At 48.6% G+C, this 18980-nt stretch carries 16 protein-coding genes; 9 read left to right on the forward strand and 7 right to left on the reverse strand.

The window, feature by feature from the left end; translation table 11 throughout:
* Nucleotides 1-10: 10 nt before the first annotated feature.
* The 4 genes from EDC45_RS02360 to ruvB all read left to right on the forward strand — a co-directional run bounded on the left by EDC45_RS02360 (nt 11) and on the right by ruvB (nt 2830).
* Nucleotides 11-460, forward strand: coding sequence for a hypothetical protein (locus EDC45_RS02360; protein ID WP_133543068.1), 450 nt, complete (start codon nt 11-13; stop codon nt 458-460).
* Nucleotides 461-556: 96 nt separating this feature from the next.
* On the forward strand, nt 557-1129 hold the full coding sequence (gene ruvC / locus EDC45_RS02365; protein ID WP_133543070.1) for a crossover junction endodeoxyribonuclease RuvC: 573 nt from the start codon (nt 557-559) through the stop codon (nt 1127-1129).
* A gap of 60 nt (nt 1130-1189) precedes the next feature.
* Entirely contained in the window at nt 1190-1801 is a 612-nt protein-coding gene (gene ruvA / locus EDC45_RS02370) for a Holliday junction branch migration protein RuvA (RefSeq protein ID WP_133543072.1), read from the forward strand.
* Between the two features lie 21 nt (nt 1802-1822).
* A complete protein-coding gene (ruvB, locus tag EDC45_RS02375; protein WP_133543074.1) occupies nt 1823-2830 on the forward strand; it encodes a Holliday junction branch migration DNA helicase RuvB in 1008 nt (335 codons plus the stop codon).
* Between the two features lie 60 nt (nt 2831-2890).
* Here the strand turns inward: ruvB and EDC45_RS02380 are convergent, their stop codons facing one another.
* The 4 genes from EDC45_RS02380 to smpB all read right to left on the reverse strand — a co-directional run bounded on the left by EDC45_RS02380 (nt 2891) and on the right by smpB (nt 8594).
* Nucleotides 2891-4123: an HlyD family type I secretion periplasmic adaptor subunit gene (locus EDC45_RS02380; RefSeq protein WP_133543076.1), complete on the reverse strand. Its 1233-nt coding sequence runs from the start codon at nt 4121-4123 to the stop codon at nt 2891-2893.
* 16 nt (nt 4124-4139) lie between these two features.
* Nucleotides 4140-6428, reverse strand: a complete 2289-nt coding sequence (locus EDC45_RS02385) for a type I secretion system permease/ATPase (RefSeq protein WP_133543078.1) — start codon at nt 6426-6428, stop codon at nt 4140-4142.
* Nucleotides 6429-6432: 4 nt separating this feature from the next.
* Nucleotides 6433-7695: a TolC family protein gene (locus EDC45_RS02390; protein ID WP_133543080.1), complete on the reverse strand. Its 1263-nt coding sequence runs from the start codon at nt 7693-7695 to the stop codon at nt 6433-6435.
* A gap of 416 nt (nt 7696-8111) precedes the next feature.
* Complete coding sequence (gene smpB / locus EDC45_RS02395) at nt 8112-8594, reverse strand: SsrA-binding protein SmpB (RefSeq protein WP_133543082.1); 483 nt, start codon at nt 8592-8594, stop codon at nt 8112-8114.
* Between the two features lie 206 nt (nt 8595-8800).
* Between smpB and EDC45_RS02400 the strand changes: the two genes are divergently transcribed.
* Both EDC45_RS02400 and EDC45_RS02405 read left to right on the forward strand, forming a co-directional pair.
* Nucleotides 8801-10105, forward strand: coding sequence for an acetyl-CoA C-acyltransferase (locus EDC45_RS02400; RefSeq protein WP_133543263.1), 1305 nt, complete (start codon nt 8801-8803; stop codon nt 10103-10105).
* 9 nt (nt 10106-10114) lie between these two features.
* Nucleotides 10115-12247 (forward strand): 3-hydroxyacyl-CoA dehydrogenase NAD-binding domain-containing protein, encoded by a 2133-nt coding sequence (locus EDC45_RS02405; protein WP_133543084.1) that lies wholly within the window; start codon nt 10115-10117, stop codon nt 12245-12247.
* A 101-nt stretch (nt 12248-12348) separates the two neighbouring features.
* On the opposite strand, the gene EDC45_RS02410 is transcribed toward EDC45_RS02405, so the two are convergent.
* Nucleotides 12349-13671 carry a cation:proton antiporter gene (locus EDC45_RS02410; RefSeq protein ID WP_133543086.1) on the reverse strand — a complete coding sequence of 441 codons (1323 nt, stop codon included), beginning with the start codon at nt 13669-13671 and terminating at the stop codon, nt 12349-12351.
* Between the two features lie 129 nt (nt 13672-13800).
* Between EDC45_RS02410 and EDC45_RS02415 the strand changes: the two genes are divergently transcribed.
* The gene (locus tag EDC45_RS02415; protein ID WP_166635092.1) at nt 13801-14667 is read left to right on the forward strand and encodes an endonuclease/exonuclease/phosphatase family protein; all 867 of its coding nucleotides are present in this window, start codon (nt 13801-13803) and stop codon (nt 14665-14667) included.
* On the opposite strand, the gene EDC45_RS02420 is transcribed toward EDC45_RS02415, so the two are convergent.
* The gene (locus tag EDC45_RS02420) at nt 14651-15004 is read right to left on the reverse strand and encodes a RidA family protein (RefSeq protein WP_133543090.1); all 354 of its coding nucleotides are present in this window, start codon (nt 15002-15004) and stop codon (nt 14651-14653) included. The two genes, EDC45_RS02415 and EDC45_RS02420, sit on opposite strands and share 17 nt — an antisense overlap.
* A gap of 129 nt (nt 15005-15133) precedes the next feature.
* On the opposite strand from EDC45_RS02420, the gene EDC45_RS02425 reads away from it, so the two are divergent.
* Together EDC45_RS02425 and EDC45_RS02430 are read left to right on the forward strand one after the other, a co-directional pair.
* Nucleotides 15134-15847, forward strand: coding sequence for a YwiC-like family protein (locus tag EDC45_RS02425; protein ID WP_133543265.1), 714 nt, complete (start codon nt 15134-15136; stop codon nt 15845-15847).
* Between the two features lie 22 nt (nt 15848-15869).
* Nucleotides 15870-16571, forward strand: coding sequence for a tetratricopeptide repeat protein (locus EDC45_RS02430; RefSeq protein WP_166635093.1), 702 nt, complete (start codon nt 15870-15872; stop codon nt 16569-16571).
* A gap of 68 nt (nt 16572-16639) precedes the next feature.
* Here EDC45_RS02430 and parC read toward each other — a convergent pair whose 3' ends face one another.
* Nucleotides 16640-18898, reverse strand: coding sequence for a DNA topoisomerase IV subunit A (parC, locus tag EDC45_RS02435; protein WP_133543094.1), 2259 nt, complete (start codon nt 18896-18898; stop codon nt 16640-16642).
* Nucleotides 18899-18980: the final 82 nt, after the last annotated feature.

Genomic DNA, 18980 nt, shown 5'->3' on the forward strand with positions numbered 1-18980 from the left:
AGGAGTTAGCATGAAAAAAACGATGGGATTTATTCCGCTATTGGCGGGAGCCTTGATATTATCCGCCTGTTCCGTACGGCAGCCCGCACCTACACAAACGAAGGTAACGGAAGCGCATTCCCTTCAAGCGAAAAGTGTGAAAAAATCCGTACTTTATCGTTGCCAGAACAAGCAACGGGTAACAGCCACTTACCATTTTGAAGGCGAGCAGGTAAAAAGCGTAGATATTCTGTTGGGGAATAATCGCCAAATCAAGGGCTTGCCTTTGGATAACAAGGCGCCGAATCCGGTAACTTTCGCCTCCAAGCAGTATCGTTGGCATGCGGACAGCACCTTCAGCCTGGCTACCTTTGCCCAGTCTTCATCGGTAATGCTGTTTGAACTGGGGGAAGAGAGGGATCTTATTCTGGCTAAAAACTGCCGTATAGATAGCGCGGCAACGGTGAAACTGAATAAATAAAGCGGGAGGCTTTGCGCCGTTGAATAAAATCCGAATAACAGTCAGCGGACGCCGGTATGGCGTCCGTATTTATATCCGTCAAAATATTGAGAGAAAATGGCGATTATTTTAGGTATAGATCCCGGCTCAAGGGTAACGGGCTACGGGGTTATCCGCCAGTGCGGGAACAAACTGGAATATTTGGGCAGCGGTGCGATTCGTACCGAAGTCGAGGATTTACCCACCAGACTGAAGCGTATTTATGCCGGCGTGTCGGAAATCATTATGCAGTTTCAGCCCCAGATGTTTGCCATTGAGCAGGTATTTATGGCGAAAAATGCCGATTCCGCCCTAAAGCTAGGGCAAGCGCGGGGTACCGCAATTGTCGCGGCGGTCAACCATGATTTACCGGTGTTTGAATATGCTGCGCGCCTGGTGAAACAAACCGTGGTGGGTATAGGTTCGGCGGATAAAAAACAGGTTCAGCATATGGTTACCAAAATTCTGCAACTATCGGATACGCCGCAGGCGGATGCGGCGGATGCATTGGCCATTGCCATTACTCATGCACATTCCTTGCGTCATGCCATGAACGTAGCGATTGCCGCCCAGGGAGAAAAAAGTCAGGAAAAAACGACCGCTCTTTTGCGGGCGAGATACAGCCGTGGCCGCTTTCGTCTAAAAATCTAACTGGTCATTTATCCAGTTTTATCCTATACTAGCCGAAGATTTTATGAGGCGGAGAAAAATATGATTGGTCGTTTAAAAGGGCTGTTAATTGAGAAACAGGCGCCGGAAATTTTACTTGAGGTTCAGGGCGTTGGTTACGAATTGCTGCTGCCTATGACCAGTTTTTATAATTTACCTGAAATCGGTCAGGAAGCCATTATCTATACCCATCTTGTGGTAAGGGAAGACGCCCATCTGTTGTTCGGTTTTTCCCATAAACAGGATCGCAGCCTATTTCGTGAACTGATAAAAACCAATGGCGTCGGGCCGAAACTGGCGCTGGCGATTCTATCCGCCATGTCGGTGGAACAATTTGCTTATGCCATTGAACATGAGGAACTGTCCCGCTTGGTAAAAATCCCCGGGGTAGGCAAGAAAACCGCAGAACGTTTATTGGTGGAACTCAAGGGTAAGTTTAAAGGTGTTCGGCAGGGCGACTTCTTTATTGAAAGCCCCGGGCTGAGCGCGGCGGAGCAATTCGAAGGCGAAGTGCTTCCGGCGGAGGAAGCCGTAGCTGCGTTGGTGGCCCTCGGCTACCGAGCGGCAGATGCGGAGAAAATGGTGAAAAAGGTTGCCGTACCGGGGCTGAGCAGCGAACAATTGATTCGCGAAGCGCTGAAAGCCGCCTTATAATTTATTGTAAGAGAAAAGGATATGATAGAAGCGGATCGTATTATCAGCGCTACGGAAAAAGCGGACGACGAATATATAGACAGAGCTATTCGCCCCAAGCTGCTGAAGGATTATGTGGGGCAGCCGCAGGTTTGCGAGCAGATGCAGATTTTTATCCAAGCGGCTAAATTACGTCAGGACGCTTTAGACCATTTATTGATTTTCGGACCGCCGGGGCTGGGTAAAACCACATTAGCTAATATTGTGGCCAATGAAATGGGCGTCAATATCCGAACCACTTCCGGGCCGGTGTTGGAAAAAGCCGGGGATTTGGCGGCGATGCTGACCAATTTAGAAGCCCATGACGTCTTATTTATTGATGAAATTCATCGTCTGTCGCCGGCAATTGAAGAGGTGCTTTATCCGGCTATGGAAGATTATCAGCTGGATATTATGATCGGCGAAGGGCCGGCGGCACGTTCAATTAAACTGGATCTTCCGCCCTTTACCCTGATTGGTGCCACTACCCGCGCCGGTTCTCTTACCTCGCCCTTGCGCGATCGCTTCGGTATTGTACAGCGTCTGGAATTTTATTCAGTAGAGGATCTCAGTAGCATCGTGGCGCGCAGCGCCGCCTGCCTTAACTTGGATATTGCGGCGGCGGCGGCCCATGAAATCGCCCGTCGTTCGCGCGGTACGCCGCGTATAGCCAACCGTCTGTTGCGACGGGTACGGGATTATGCAGATGTGAGAAACGGCGGTAAAATTTCCGAATCCGTGGCTAAGTCAGCATTGACCCTGTTGGACATTGATAACGCCGGCTTTGATTTTATGGATCGTAAATTATTAAATGCCTTGCTCGAACGTTTTGACGGCGGGCCGGTGGGGTTGGATAATTTGGCAGCGGCAATCGGAGAAGAGCGAGATACTATTGAGGACGTGTTGGAGCCTTATTTGATTCAGCAGGGATTTCTCCAGCGTACGCCGCGCGGCAGAATTGCCACCGCGCGAACTTACCGCCATTTCGGCTTGGAAAAACTCGCAGAATAAAATAGCGGCAATCATTATTGTAGAAACAGGGGCTTTAGCCCCTGTTTTTTTCGGATAAATTTAGCGTTCTTGCAACGCTTGTTTCATACGGGTAATAGGTTTTATCAGATATTGGAACACGGTTTTTTCACCGGTTTTAATATCCACCGTGGCGGTCATACCCGGGGTGATATCCAGTTTATTGCCCAGACGGTCGGTCATATGATCCCCTTCGGTTTTCACCAGAATACGATAATAGGCCTGTTCCGCATTTAAATTCAGTTCGCTGCGACGACGTTCATCCTGTAAGGTGTCCGGGCTGATTAAGATAACTTTACCCTCCAGACCGCCGTACAGTGAATAATCATAGGCGCCTATTTTAACTAATGCGGGCTGACCGGGGCGGATAAAGGCCACATCTTTCGGATTAATATAGGCCTGTACCAGCAATGTATCGTCCAAGGGAACGATTTCCAGAATATCCTGGCCGGCCTGTACCACGCCGCCCACGGTATTGATACGAATATTTTTTACAATACCGCGTAGCGGTGCGCGAATCTGAGAACGTTCCACCGGATCGGCGCGCATTGCCATATTTTCTCTGGCCTGAGCAAGTTCCGACTCCGTTTGTACCAGCTCGTTGTTGGCATCGGTGGCGTATCTGTTGCGACGTTCGGCGATTTGTTGGGCAAGATCCGAAGACTGGCGCTGCATACGCAATAATTCGACCTGAGCGACTACACCACGTTTTACCATGGGTTCGGTAATTTTAATTTCATGATCCAGCAATGCTTTACTTTGCGAAAGTCCTTGCACCGCATCTTGCATTGCTTTATAGCGCGCATTATAAACGGCAGTTTCACGATCCTTTACTTCAGGGGGTAAATCCGGCGGAAATTTCAGCTCGATACCGGCGGATTCAGCCTGTAAGCGGGCCACTATCCCGCGCAGGTTCTGCACTTTAGCTTCACTTTCGCGCAAAATCGCCGAACTGCGGGTATCGTCCAATACCAATAACACCTGGCCCTTTTCAACAATATCCCCTTCTTTTACCTTCATTTGCTGAATAATGCCGGGATCCAGACTCTGCACGATTTGCTCGCGGCTGCTTGGTATTACGCTGCCCTGACCTCGGGTTACCTCTTCCAGCGGACTGAAATAGGCCCAGATAACAAAAACGATCAGAAATACCCCGAACAGGATAATCACGGCAAAGGTGCCGCGATGTTTTTCCACCTGTAATGCGGCGTTAAGATCATTAATTAAGGATAAATCCGATTGTTTTATTTCGTCTTGTTTGTTTTCATCAGTCATTTATATTATTCCTGTCTTAGGCCGGTTTCCGCTCGAGGGTTGCCTGGGGCTGTTGCGCGGCGGCTTGCGGAGAGGCGACACTTTTTGCCTGTGCCTGTGCCTGTGCCTGTGCCTGTGCCTGTGCCTGTGCCTGTGCCTGTGCCTGTTGTAGCTTAGCTTTGGCCGCTTGCTGCTCTTTAAGGGCTTCCTGTTCGTTCTTTTTCAAATGTTCCAGTACGGCATCTCTTGGCCCGTCGATAACTACGCTGCCGTTGTCCATGACAATAATACGATTAACCAGTTTCAATACTTGCGGGCGATGGGTTACCACAATCATGGTGCGGTTTCCAATCCATTGTGCCAGCGCTTGTAACACCATTTCTTCCGAGCCCTGATCAAGATCGCTGGTCGGCTCGTCCAGTAATACCACCCGCGGGTCTTTAATGGTCAGGCGGGCAAGAGCCACCAGTTGTTTCTGACCGCCGGACAGGCCTAAACCGTTTTCACCCAGGGGCATATCCAGTCCTCTCGGGTGCTTGCGTACCATATCGTCCAAGCCGAAGCGGTGCAGAGCCATTAGCAGTTCCTGATCGCCGCTGAAATTATCAGTACGGGCAATATCCAGATTTTCACGTAATGTGCCCAAGAATAAACGCGGGCTTTGGCCTAAGAGAGCAACTTGATTACGCAGGTAATTCGGATCGATTTGGCGTAGATCGATATTATCCAGCAGCACGCCGCCCGCGTTTGGCTCGTACAGACCCGAGGCCAGTTTCAGCAGGGTACTTTTACCGCTGCCGATTCGGCCCAAAATAGCGACTTTTTCACCAGGGTTAATATTCAGTACCACCTTGGACAATGCCTTCGGCGCTTCTTTGTTATATTTGAAATCCGCTTTATTAAAGCTGATTTTCCCCTGTGTTTGTTTCAGGGTGATGTATTTACGTTCCGGATCACGTTCAATCGGGCGATTAACAATATCGTCCACCCCTTTTAAGGCTAAGCGTGCCTGTTGGAAACGGGTTGCCAAACCGGCAATTTGCGCCAGCGGAGCAAGGGCGCGACCGGACAGAATAACGGAAGCGATCAGCGCCCCCATGGAAATACGAACTGTTTCGTCCTGGCTGTGAATCAAATAGGTTCCCAAAATAACCAGAAAAACCGTATTTAACTGCTGCATTCCGACGGAAAAGTTAATGATAAAATTGCTCAGATCCTTCACTTTTATCTGTGAGGCAGAGGTTTTGGCCGTGTACATATCCCAGCGTTGCTGCGCCCAGTTGGCGGCGTTATTGGCTTTTAGGGTTTCAATACCGTCCAGCGCTTCTACGATTAAGCCCTGACGCTGTGAACTTTCACGCATGGATTCATTGATCTTTTTCGCCAACTTCGGCTGAATGGCGATACCGACGATAATCACGGTAGGAATAATGAATAGAGGAACCAGAGCGAGGTAGCCGCCGACCAGAAAGATCACGAATACGAATAAAAACAGGAAAGGTAAATCCACCAGAACCAGTAGGCTGGCACTGGTCATAAATTCCCGTACCGATTCGAAATCGCGCAGGTTATTGGCATAAGAACCCGAAGAGGTCGGCTTATCTATCAGGCGTAGCGCCATCACCCGGCGGAATAAGGCGGCACTGATAATTAAATCCGCTTTCTTACCGGCAATATCGGTTAAATGGGCGCGGATCATTTTCGCCGCAAATTCGAAACTGATGGCCAGGATCACGCCGATACTCAGCGCCCATAGGGTTTCGTAAGTCTGATTCGGAATGACTCGGTCATACACGTTCATAACGTACAGAGAACTGACCAGAGCCAAGAAATTAATAATAAAAGTGGCTAAGATAACTTGTCCGTAATAGGCTTTAAAACGCCAGATTACCTTCCAGAACCAGGCTTTAGGCAAATGATATTCGGGTAAATCGGAACGAATATCGGAAGCGACCTTAGGTTTAATAAACCAGCAATAACCCAGGTAAAGTTCGCTGAGTTCCGCATAGCTCATGACTTTTTTGACTTCTTCGGCCTGCTGAATATAAAAGCGCCGTTGATTACCCTTACCCTCGATTTTCGTGATAATCAAGGCTTCGTCATTATGCAGAATAGCCACCAAGGGAACCGCCAGACTGGGAATATCATGTAATGCCCGTTTAGAAATGCTGTTTTCAAACCCGTAGGTTTTCAGCACTTCGCTTAGCGACTGAAAGTTAATACTGCCGTTTTGATTTTTTACCACCTGAGCCGTCAGCGCTTCTTGAGCAACGGGCGAGCCGTATAGCTGCGTAACCAGCGCCACATGTTCAATAATTGATTTCATAAGATTATTTATTTATTTTTTGAAAGTTATTGGAATTGGTTCCCACCCAGTTTGTTATACGGGCCTGAGAAATCAGGTACACTAAGGCTGCGTCGCGGTAATCGTTACGCGCCGTAACTTCGGCCGCCTGTACGGAGGTTAATTCCTGATATGAATTAAGCAGATCGATCAGGCTTTTATCGGCGACGCTGAATTTCAGTTCATTGTCCTGCACAACGTTGCGCTGTAAAGCGATCTGTTTTTTAGTAACCGCCATAAGTTGCTGATTGCGCAGCATATCCGCTTCCGAGGTCAGGGCTTTTTCCTGCATTTCCAGTTCTATTTCTCGCAGTTTGGCTTCCGCCGCTTTTTGAGAATAATAGTTTTGCTGTTCCTCATATTTTGTCGCCGGGTTATAAATATCCCAGGACATATTGATATATACCTCATGTTCGCGCCGGTTGGCGTTACCTTCTAAGTTAATGGCCGGCAGACGTTTCGCTTTTGAAGCTTTTACCGCCGCCTGCGCGCTTTCGAATTCTTTCTGTTGAGCTAAGTAAGTCGGCGAGTTTTTGAGATCCGGATTTTTATAGCGGCGCACAAAATTGCTGGCGCTGGTACCGGCAAAAGGATCGCTTAAATCTTCGGGTCTTAACACTTTGTAGCTGTAACGGCTTAGCCTGTTGAGCGAGGCGTGCAGAATACGCTCCTGCATTAATATGGTGGATTCCACCTGGTTACGGCGTGAAAGAGCTTCGTTAACTTCGGAATAGCGACCTTCATCATAATCGGCGATGGTTCTTAAATCCCGGAGGATTTTTTCATGGCGAACCAGGCTTTCTTTATAGATGGCGATATTTTCCTTGGCGCGTAAGGCGGCGAGGTAGAGTTCTCCCACCTGTTGTCCCAAGGTTTCCTGAGTTTCGTTTAGTTTGTGCTGATAATAGCCTTCTTTGGCTTTATCCCTTTCGACTTCCGCTTCAATACCGCCCCAAGCATATAGATTAACGCGAGCTACAACTCCCGGGCCTGAGCGTCTTTCACTGGTGTAAACATGCTTTTGATCCAACACGGAGGTTCCGGTGAGGGAAACGACGGGATAATGCCCGGCTTTGGATACTTCGGTTTGGCTTTGGGCCATATTGATATTGGCTTTAGCCTCGTCCAGGGTCGGATCCGCAACAAAGGCGTTTCTTAAAATCTGCTGCAATGACACTTTAGCCGATACGCTCTGCGTGGAAAATAAAAGGCTTCCCACTAAGAGAGCGGTCGAGACTTGTTTACGCATATGTTTTTTCATATTTGCCTGGCCCCTAGTTATTATTTTTGATTAAAAAGTGCGGTCATTTTTAACAATATTTTTTTAATTGATTATGGTGTAAACAAAAACGGCTTATGTTAGAGGAAGCATTCTAACATTTCAATTAGAAATGTTGAATAAGTGATTTTTTATATAAATAAAATGATTTAATTTATTTTGAAAAAGATTTTTTACCACTGCTAAAGGGATTTCAGTTTATAAGGCGGAAGTAAAACAACCGCCTTTTAATCCGGAGTAATGGAGCGGGTTGCCACTTGGGGAGAGACTGAAGAGGCTGATTATTTGTGCCGCCGGAAATGTTTATAGGTTGCGGATTTGATGGGGTGGGATAGCGGCAATATATTCGCCGTTCGTTATCGAACGGCGAATATATCGGAGGGCGGTTAACCTCGGTTAGCGTTTTTCATAATTCGGTTTTTTTGCATTTTCCATTCGCGTTCTTTAATGTCTTCCCGTTTATCATGTTGTTTTTTACCCTTAGCCAGACCGATTTTTATTTTGGCCCAGGCATTTTTCCAGTACAGAGAAAGCGCTACTATGGTATAGCCGTCGCGATTGGCTTTACCGAACAAAGAGGCCAGTTCTTTCCGATTAAGCAGCAGCTTTCTGGTACGGGTAGGGTCGCACACAATATGGGTGGAGGCGACATTCAGCGGCTGAACGGTTGCACCGAATAAATAGGCTTCCCCCTGATTAAAGATAATATAGCTGTCGCTGATATTGGCTTTACCGGCGCGCATGGATTTTACTTCCCAGCCTTGCAGGGAAAGTCCCGCTTCGATTTCTTCTTCAATAAAGTAATCGTGGCGGGCGCGTTTATTTAATGCGATGGTATTGGACCCGGGTTTTAGTTTCTTTTTTGTCATAATCTTTCTGAAATACTGATAGCAAGAGGAAATGGGGAAGATTTTACCTAATCTGTTCCAAGAGTACAAATTGGCAAAAATAACAATGGTATTTTAGCTCAAAAAAGTCCATTATTTGCGCTGGAACGGGGCTTGGGACGGATAGCGCAAACGGAACTATGCGGAAATAGCCCTTTATTCGCTTTGAGGTTTAAAAATTTAATATGTTGACAGAACAGAAATTGAGTACGGCGGAAGGGGCTCGAATTGCCGTGGTTGCCGGGGTACGCACCCCTTTTAATCTGAAAGACAGCGGCTTTAAACAGGTGTTTGCCGCAGATTTGGGAACTATGGTAACCAACGAGCTGCTCAACCGTTTTCCCTTTGATCGCCGTTTGATTCAGCAGCTGATTTTCGGTCAGGTGATACAGCAGCCCCATGTTGCCAATATTGCCCGCGAGATTGCCGTAACTCTGGGGCTGTATCATGTGCAGGCTTATACGGTCAGCAGTTCTTGCGTTACCGGTTTGCAGGCGGTGGCGAATATTGCCAGCAGCATTGCCAGCGGTTCGATTCTGTCCGGAATTGCCGGGGCGGCGGATTCCATCTCCAATTCTTCCCTGAGTATCAATCCGCGTATGCTTCAGATTGGTAAAGATATTCTGCAAGCCAAGGGCTGGGAACGGAAGTTTGGGTTGTTGAAACAGCTGTCATGGCAGGATTTTAAACCGCACGGAGTGAATCTGCGAGATTATATTACCGGTTATTCCGTAGCGGATGTATCGGAACAGATGGCGAAACTTTTTTCGATAAGCCGCCGGGAGCAGGACGAGTTTACCTTGGATTCTTTACATAAAGCGAAATCCGCCTGGTTGGAAGGATTGTTGAAGGATCAGGTGATGGTGTCTTTTCCTTATCCTTATGAAAACTTCGTCGTAGCGGATAATTTACTGCAATCTTCACATACGGCCGCCTATTATGCCGGGCTGAAGCCGTTGATTGATAAGAAATACGGCAGCGTAACGGCAGGGAATATCGCACCTATTTGTGATGGTGCCGGCGCCCTGTTACTGATGCGGGAAGATATTGCCAAAGCAGAAGGATTAGTGCCGCTGGGCTATATTCGCAGCTATGCGATGACCGGGAACGAGGTTTGGGAAAATATGCTGAGCGGAACCGCCTATGCCGCTTCCTTGGCATTGATGAGGGCGGGCATGAAACCGAGCGATATGGATTTATTCGATTTCCACGAATCTTCAGCCGCCCAGATATTGGCAAACCTGCGCCTGTTCGAAGATGGGGAATTCGCCCGTTGTTATTTAAACCGCAGTTCGGCCATTGGCGCCGTGGATCCGACGCGTTTGAACGTTCTCGGCGGCTCGCTGGCTTATGGTAATCCGCGAGCGGTTACCGGACTGCGTATCTTGATTCAGGCGCTGTTCGAATTGAAACGTCGCAACGGCCAATTGGCATTGGTCGCTACCAGTGGTTTGGGCGGCTTGGGCGGTGCTATGGTATTGGAACGCGAGTAAGGAAAGCCTATGCAACAAGAAGAATTACAACATAATGACGAGGGGCAATCTCTGTTCACATTAGAGGTTCAGGATAAAATAGGTATTATCCGAATAAATAGATACGACAGAGATTTTAATTTATTCGGCTGCGATTTTATCGGGCAACTGCGTAGCTTACTCGGTGCCGTACTCCATCGCCAGTTACAGGGCTTAGTATTTATTTCCGCTAAGCCGAATAATTTTATCCGCGGCTTTGATTTAAGCGAATTGGAAAATAAAACCCCGCAACAGATACGGGATTTTGCCATTGATGCCCAGGCATTGATGCGGGAAATTGAATGTTTACGGGTACCCGTGGTGGCGGCGATTCATGGTGATTGCTATGGCATAGGTTTGGAACTGGCACTGGCCTGTTCGGTGCGGATTGCAACGGACAGCGCTTCCACTGTCTTTGCTATGCCGCAGATTCGTTCCGGCATTTTACCCTTTGCGGGCGGAACCCGGCGTTTATCCGCTTTACTCGGATTAAAAGAAGCGGCGCAGCTATTATTCAGCGGCAATAAAATCGGTTGTCGCCATGCACAACAGCTGGGCTTAGTGGAGGTGCTGACCTCGGAAAATTTATTATTACAGACCGCACTTGCGCACCTTGCGCAACTAAGAAGGGCACCTTCGGCCGCAAGGATTTCCCCTTGGAAAAAACTCAGAGGGCGGGCGGAAAGCCGTGCCTTTATCCGTAATTCCTTATTGGAAAGAATTCATAATCGTTATTCATCCGTTGCCTTTGATAATAGTCCGGCGCGGGAAAGCCTGTTAGCGCTACTAAAGGCGACGGAGGCAAAGGCCGCTTTGGCGGCGGAAGCCAATGCGCTGAGTCAACTTTTTTTCAGTGAACAGTCGCAGGTATTGCGTCGTCTTGAACAAACCACGCGCAGCATGAAATCCCATTATCGGGCGCGTAGCGAGGTGCAGGATATTAAAAGCGTTGCGGTATTAGGCAGCGGTTTTCTGGGCGCGGGTATCGCCTATCTTTCCGCTTACCGTGCCGGATTACCGGTACGGATTAAGGATATTCATTTAAATGAAATACGCAAAGCTTTGCATCAGACCAGTTTGTTGTTACATAAAGCGGTGGATAAAGGGGAATTGGCGCCGGGCAGAATGCTACAGATTATGCAGCTTATTTCCGGTGGCGAGCGCTTTATCGGCAAGCCGGGGGCGGATTTTGTCATTGAGGCGGTGTATGAAAATTTGGCGCTGAAACAGCAAATGGTCAGCGAGGGAATGAAGTATTTCGGCGATAATATTGTGTATGCCACCAATACTTCGACCCTTTCGGTGAAGGAAATTGCGGAAAGCGCGCCGAATCCGGCCAATGTTATCGGCTTTCATTACTTTAGTCCTGTGGCCGAGCGAAAAATGCTGGAGATAATTCCCCATGAACAAACCTCCGAACATACCCTGGCCAAAGCCATTCATTTTGCCGTGCAGCAGGGAAAAATTCCGTTACTGGTGGCGGATAAGCCCGGATTTTTTGTTAATCGCATTTTGACCCCTTATTTGTTGGAAGCGATTCGTTGCGTTATTGACGGCGAAGCCATTGAATTTGTGGATCGTTCCTTGCAGGAATTCGGCTTTAGTTTAGGGCCGTTGGCGATGATCGATGATATGGGACTGGATGTACTGGTACAGTCTTTGCCGAATTTGGAAGCTTGTTTCGGCAGTCGTTTCGCATTGCCGGAACGCGTTCGTTATCTGATTGAGAATGACAGAAAAGGAACGAAAAACAAACGCGGTTTTTATCTCTACCATTCCGATAGCGGTGAGCGCAGTATGGAAGACGGCAGTATTTATCATACTCTGGAAATAGTTACCTCAAACAATCTGGAGGCGGAAGAAATCGTGCGGCGCTGTATTTTAATGATGATCAACGAGGCCTGTTATTGTTGGCAGGAAGCTATTATCGCCAGCCGGGAAGAAGGGAATGTGGCTTCCGTACTCGGCGCTTTCTTTCCTGATTTCCGCGGCGGTATTTACGCTTATATTGATAAAGTCGGGGCAAAAAATATTGTTGCGGAGCTGCAAGATCACGTCCGTCGATACGGCGAGCGTTTTAGTCCCTGCAGCTGGCTGCTGGAGCTTGCTCGGCAGGAGTCCTGAGGGTAATCGCCATAACAAGGGCGTCGCGCGACTGTTGGTCGTTTGCGACGCCCTTTTTTATTCCCTGCAGGGTTATGTTCCGGCCGGACAGGCGGCGAAAATTACTGGGAAGCGGTGTTTTCCCGAGTTGGTCTGAGGTATTCTTCCCGGTTTGGATCCACCAGTTTCGATTTCTGAATCATTTTTTCAATGGTAACGCCCTGTACCAGAATTGAGAACATCACTACCGCATAGGTCATCAGCAAAATAAGATCGCGAACATCGACGGAACCGTTGATTAATGCCGTTCCGCTCGGTATGGAAAGCGCCATGGCAAGAGCCAGACCGCCGCGTAATCCCCCCCAAGTCAGAATCTTTAAGGTATAGGGATTATAGGTACGGAATTTTTGCATCAGTTTGAAAGGCAACCAGAGGCTGGCATAGCGGGCGGCCAAGCAAATGGGAATCGCCGTCAGCATTAAAATAAAACCGCGTAAGGTAAAATCCACCAGCAACAGGGCTAAACCTATTAATAGGAACAACAGAGAATTTAAATAATGATCGATCATTTCCCAGAAATGATCCAGATAGCGCTGACTTTGCTCGGAAAAACCTTTCTGGCGAGTCCAGTTTCCGATCATGATGCCGGATACCACCATTGCCAATGCGCCGGATACATGCAGCACGTTATTGGCGAACATAAAGCCTGCCGTAGGTACGGTTAGGGAAATCAGTATTTCCAAGCTGCCGTCGTCGGTAGCGGAGATTAGCCAGTGGGCAATCAGACCGATAATTAAACCGTATAGAATGCCGCCGATGGCTTCGTGCAGGAATAATCCCATAACCCCGCTGAAAGAGGCTTCCTGTCCGCCGAAAGCTACGGCAAAAATGGTGGTGAAAATGACCAGACCGACCCCGTCGTTAAATAAGGATTCTCCCTCCACCTGCATGGATAAACGTTTCGGCGCACGAAGATTTTTAATAATCGCCAACACGGCGATAGGATCGTCGGGAGAAATCAAGGCGCCGAACAGCAAACAGTAAATTAAATCTATTTCCAATCCGATAAGCCGGGCGGCGGCATAAATCATCAGACCGATAAAGAAGGTGGAGGCTAAGGTCGAAAATAACGCAAATATCGTGATTTCCCATTTTTGATCCTTGAGTACCGGCAGTTTAATTCCCAGGGCGCCGGCAAACAACAAAAAGCCCAGAATCCCGTTCAACAGGAAACTCTTAAAATCTAGTTGTTGCAGCACCTCCGTTGCGACCACATCCAGCTTAAACCAGTTTAATGCACCCAGCAGCAGAAGTATTAGGGAACCTATCATCGCAGAAGCGGTAATGGCGATGGTGGATTGAATTTTATCGCTGATTTTACGGGTAATAAAACCGATTAAAATAGAGATGGCGGATAGGAAACAGATATAGGTATAAATACTCATAATATTGCCTTATTAAAATTTCGCCGGCAAAGTGGGTTGGTCACGGTGATTGACTGGTTGATGAATTTGCGTAGTATAAGGAAACCGAGCCGGTTTAGGAAGTTAAAAAACGGAAAATACAAAAAAGAAATGAGCAGAATAAAATTAATTGGCGCACTGTTGTCGGCACTGCTGCTAGGGGGGCTGGGTTATGTTTACAGCGGGCTACATATTTTTTTACCGCCGCAGAATAGGTTTATAGCGCCTGCCGCCGCGGGCTTCGAGCAGGTGAGTCCGCTTTGTCATAAAAATCGGCAAAATCCGACCGCACTTTCTCAGGAAAGCTTTCGTTTTCTGGTCTGGAATCTTCATAAGGGGGCGGATTCGGGCTGGCGGGAGCTACTGGCGCGTTTATCCGAGAAGCAGGATTTTATGCTGCTGCAGGAAGTTAGCAGCGGGCAGGCATTGGAGCGGCATTATGCGGATCGTTTCCCCGCTGCGCTCTATACCCGCACCTTTGCCTACCAGGGCGAGGCTTCCGGCCTTGCATTACTGGCTGAAAACAGTCCGGATTTATATTGTGCCGGGGCGGAAAAAGAACCCTGGATTATGATTCCGAAAGCGGGAAATGCTATGCGTTTTCCCTTGGCGGCGAATCAATCTCTGTTGGTAGTGAATTTACATTTGATTAATTTCGAATGGCAGCCGACGGCCTATCGGCGTCAGTTGGAAAATATGATGGCACTGGTTGCCCGCCATCAGGGACCTATTATTATGGGCGGGGATTTTAACAGCTGGAACCGAGAACGCACGGAAATTCTGCGCCAGTTGGCGCAGCGCTATGAGTTACAGGAAGTGGCGTTCAGCCCCGATGAACGGCTGCGCTTTTTCGGCCATGCCTTGGATCATGTGTTCGTGCGCGGGTTAAAAATTCTGCAGGCCACCACCTTACGCACCGACAGCTCGGATCATAATCCGCTACTGGTGGAAGCGGCGCTGATTACAACGCCGCCGTAATCACTATTTCCACTTTCCATTCGGCCAGCGCAAGACGGGCTTCCACCGTTGCACGGCTTGGCGGGGAAGCGGGATCTACCCATTCGTCCCAGGCTTGATTCATTGCCGCATAGTCCGCCATATCGGCGAGGAAAATCTGCGCATTCAGAATATTGGCTTTATGGGAACCGATTTGAGCTAACAGCTCATCAATTAAGGACAATATTTCCCGGGTCTGTTCATAGGCCGATTGATTCAGGCTTTTTTCCGCTACCTGACCGGCAAAATAGGCGACATTATTATGGATACTGACCTCGGCAAGACGTCCGTTGCTATGTAAACGTTGAATGCGCTGCATTATTTTCTCCTTTCCTGATAAAATTTCTCGGTTATTATATCAACTCCGAACCGAAATCACTAAAATTTGTCTATAGGAGGGTAGCATTCTCCTTTAGCAGATCATTAAGGAAGAAATAACAAATAAATGATAAAACCCCTTATTTCCAATCAGCACGGTGCCATTGTTATGGCATTGTTGCCCTTTTTATACGGCGTTGCTCTGTCCCGTCCGCTGTGGCAGCATATTTTTCTGCTGAGCGCTTGGTTTTTCCTTTATTTGGCCACTTATCCGTTGCTAAAACTATGTCAGCGGCAATATAAGCCTTTGTATTTCCGATGGTCGGCGATTTATCTCGGCGTCGCCCTGCTGCTTGTTTTGCCCGCACTTTATTATAATCCGCATATTGTTTTTTTTGCTGCGGCGATGCTGCCTTTGGCTGCGGTTAACGCTTATTTCAGCCGCCGTAAAGAAGAACGGGCCTTATGTAACGATTTGGCCGCCATCGCTATTTTTTCTCTGGCAGGCGCTGCGGCTTATTATTTCGCCGACAGTTCGAGCGATGTACGCATTTGGCAGGTCGGCTTTTATCCCGCTTTATTTTTTATCGGTACCACCCTATATGTAAAGTCGGTATTGCGGGAGCGCAAAAATCCGCGTTATTTGAAAGCTTCGCTGATTTTTCATCTGCTTTGTGTTTTACTGTTTATTTTTATGCAACAATATTTGCTGGCGGCGGCATTTTTTCCCGCCTTGGTACGAGCCTTATGGCTACCGGGAAAGAAACTTTCGGTGCGGCAGATAGGTTTAATTGAAATGGGAAATAGTTTAGTTTTTTTTATTTTGCTGCTGTATGCGGCGTAATCGGAAAGATCAGGGTGAATATATGAGATTAGGTTTTTTAGTTTTATTGTGTTGCGCATTCGGCGTGCAGGCAAATCCCCTTTCCGGCGGAGAAAAGGGCGTGGATAATCAGGCGGTGGAGAGCCTGAACTTACAGGGACCGAGTGATGACGAACTGATTAAAAATACTCAGCAGGCAGCGAATAAAGGGGATTGGCAAAGCGTGCATCGGAACCTATTAGCCCTGGCGCAACGGGGAAATGCGGCGGCGCAGGTTAATCTGGGCGTCTTATATATTACCGGGCGAGGTACGCAAAAAGATACCGAGCAAGCCTATTGGTGGTTTAATGAGGCGGCGGAAAAAGGCAGCGTAAAAGCGGTAACCTACCTGGGTATGATGTATCTGGACGGCTTGGGGGTGAAAAAAGACACGGACTTTGCGATAAAAATTCTGCAGCGTGCCGCCAATATCCGTTATCCGCAGGCAATGACAATGCTGGGAAACGCTTATTACCGTAAAAATAATTTGAATTCTTCCTTTACCTGGTTCGAACGGGCGGCTAAAGCCGGCGACGGCGAGGCGCAGTTTAAACTGGGGGTAATGTACGAAAGAGGCGAAGGCACGCGCCCCAACCGCGCAAAGGCAATCCATTGGTATCGTCAAAGTGCCAAATCCGATACGGAATCCGCCGCTATGGCAGCGGCAAGACTGGAGGAGTTGGAGCCGGAGAGCCGGCGCCCTTAGTTTTAGCCTATCAGATCTATTACCTATAAAAATACCTCCCGGCTCAGGGAGGTATTTTTTTATGCGGTTTAAGCTTCCGCTTTCAGTATTTCGATTTCGGCGCCGCTGTGCAGACCGCGCGGCAGCTGGGTGCCTTTACGCCCCCGTTCGGCACGGAATTTTTGCAGATCCTCCGCTTTCAGGGTGATTTTCCGTTTGCCGGAATGGAATATCAGGCCGTCTTTTTCACCGATTAATAATAGTTTGACCAGTAAATCCGAGCCTGCTTTTGCTTCGGCGGCGGGAATGGTAATAATTTTATTGCCTTTGCCCTTTGCCAGCGAAGGCAGATCCCGTACCGGGAAAATCAGCATACGGCCCGCTTTCGTCAGCGCCACTAACAATGCCTCGGGATCCGCTATGCTTAATGCCGGTAGCACATTGGCATTTTCCGGCAGGCTGATCACCGCTTTGCCGGCTTTGTTACGCGCCACCAGATCTTCAAATTTACAGATAAAGCCGTAACCTGCATCGGAAGCCATCAGCAGCGCCTGATCTTCCGCTTCAATCAATACCTGACGGACGCTTGCATTCGGCGGTAGGGTTAATTTACCGGTGAGAGGTTCACCTTGGGAACGGGCGGAAGGAAGAGACAGAGGATCCAGCGCATAACTACGCCCGCTGCTGTCAATAAAGACCGCCGCCTGATTACTCTTACCGCAGGCATGAGCCAGATAGGCGTCGCCCGCCTTATAGTTCAGTGCGCCGGCATCAATATCATGGCCCTTGGCACAGCGTACCCAGCCCATTTCGGACAGAATAAGGGTTACAGCTTCCGCCGGAATCATTTCGCTTTCGGCAATGGCGCGGGCTTCGGCACGTTCAACGAGCGGCGAACGGCGCGGGCTGGCATAGGTTTTGGCATCCTGTTGAATTTCTTTTTTGATCAGGCTATTCAGACGCCGTTCCGAGCCCAGTGTTTGTTCCAGACTTAAGCGTTCCTGTTCCAAGGCGGATTGTTCCGTCTGTAATTCATGTTCTTCCAGTTTGGCTAAATGGCGCAAACGTAAATTCAAAATGGCTTCCGCCTGCTCCTCGCTGAGGTTAAAGCGTGCCATCAGGACGGTTTTCGGCTGTTCTTCGTTACGGATAATATGAATAACTTCGTCGATATTCAGATAGGCGATCATTAAACCTTCCAGAATATGCAGACGGGAAATTACCTTATCCAGTCGGTATTGTAAGCGGCGGGTTACGGTGGTGCGACGGAAATCCAGCCATTCGCTCAGAATTTGCAGCAGATTTTTAACCGCAGGTTTATGATCCAACCCGATCATATTCATATTCACGCGGTAGTTTTTTTCCAAATCCGTGGTGGCGAATAAATGCGCCATTAGGGCTTCGCAGTCAACTCGGTTAGAGCGCGGCACGATAATAATGCGCACCGGATTTTCGTGATCCGCCTCATCACGGATATCTTCCACCATCGGCAGCTTTTTCGCCGTCATCTGCTCGGCGATCTGAGCGATAATTTTTGAAGGGGAGGCCTGATGAGGTAGGGCGCTGATAATAATTTCTCCCTCTTCTTTTTTCCACACTGCGCGCATTTTTATCGAGCCGCGGCCGTTTGCATAAATTTTACGGATTTCTTCTTTCGGCGAGATAATTTCCGCTTCGGTGGGGTAATCGGGGCCCTGAATCCGGGTCAGCAGATCCTCTAAACCGGCCTGAGGATTGTCCAGCAGCATAATTGCGGCCTCTGCCACTTCGTTCAGATTATGCGGCGGAATATCCGTGGCCATGCCCACTGCGATACCAGTGGTACCATTCAGCAAAATATGCGGCAGGCGGGCGGGAAGGTATTGGGGTTCGGCCAGGGTACCGTCGAAGTTGGGCTGGTAATCCACCGTTCCCTGGCCCAGTTCCGCCAGCAGTACTTCGGAAATTTTTGCCAGACGGGATTCGGTATAACGCATGGCGGCAAAGGATTTAGGATCGTCCGGCGCCCCCCAGTTGCCTTGCCCGTCCACGAGGGGATAGCGGTAGGAAAAAGGTTGCGCCATCAGCACCATAGCTTCATAACAGGCGCTGTCGCCGTGGGGATGGAATTTACCCAATACGTCCCCCACGGTACGTGCGGATTTCTTATATTTCGCTCCGGCATTCAGGCCCAGTTCCGACATGGCGTATACAATGCGCCGCTGTACCGGCTTTAAGCCGTCGCCGATAAAGGGCAGGGCGCGATCCATAATCACATACATGGAATAATTCAGATAAGCGCTTTCCGTAAAGGTACGCAACGGCATCTGCTCGATGCCTTCATAATTAATTTGTTGTTCCGTTTCCATTTTTTCGTTTTCTGTTGTTTGTTATGGGGTTTATTCCATCTGCGCTTTAAAACCAAGGGTTTTGCCAGCGGCGATAAAAAGT

Source organism: Mesocricetibacter intestinalis, assembly GCF_004363295.1.
Lineage (GTDB): Bacteria > Pseudomonadota > Gammaproteobacteria > Enterobacterales > Pasteurellaceae > Mesocricetibacter > Mesocricetibacter intestinalis.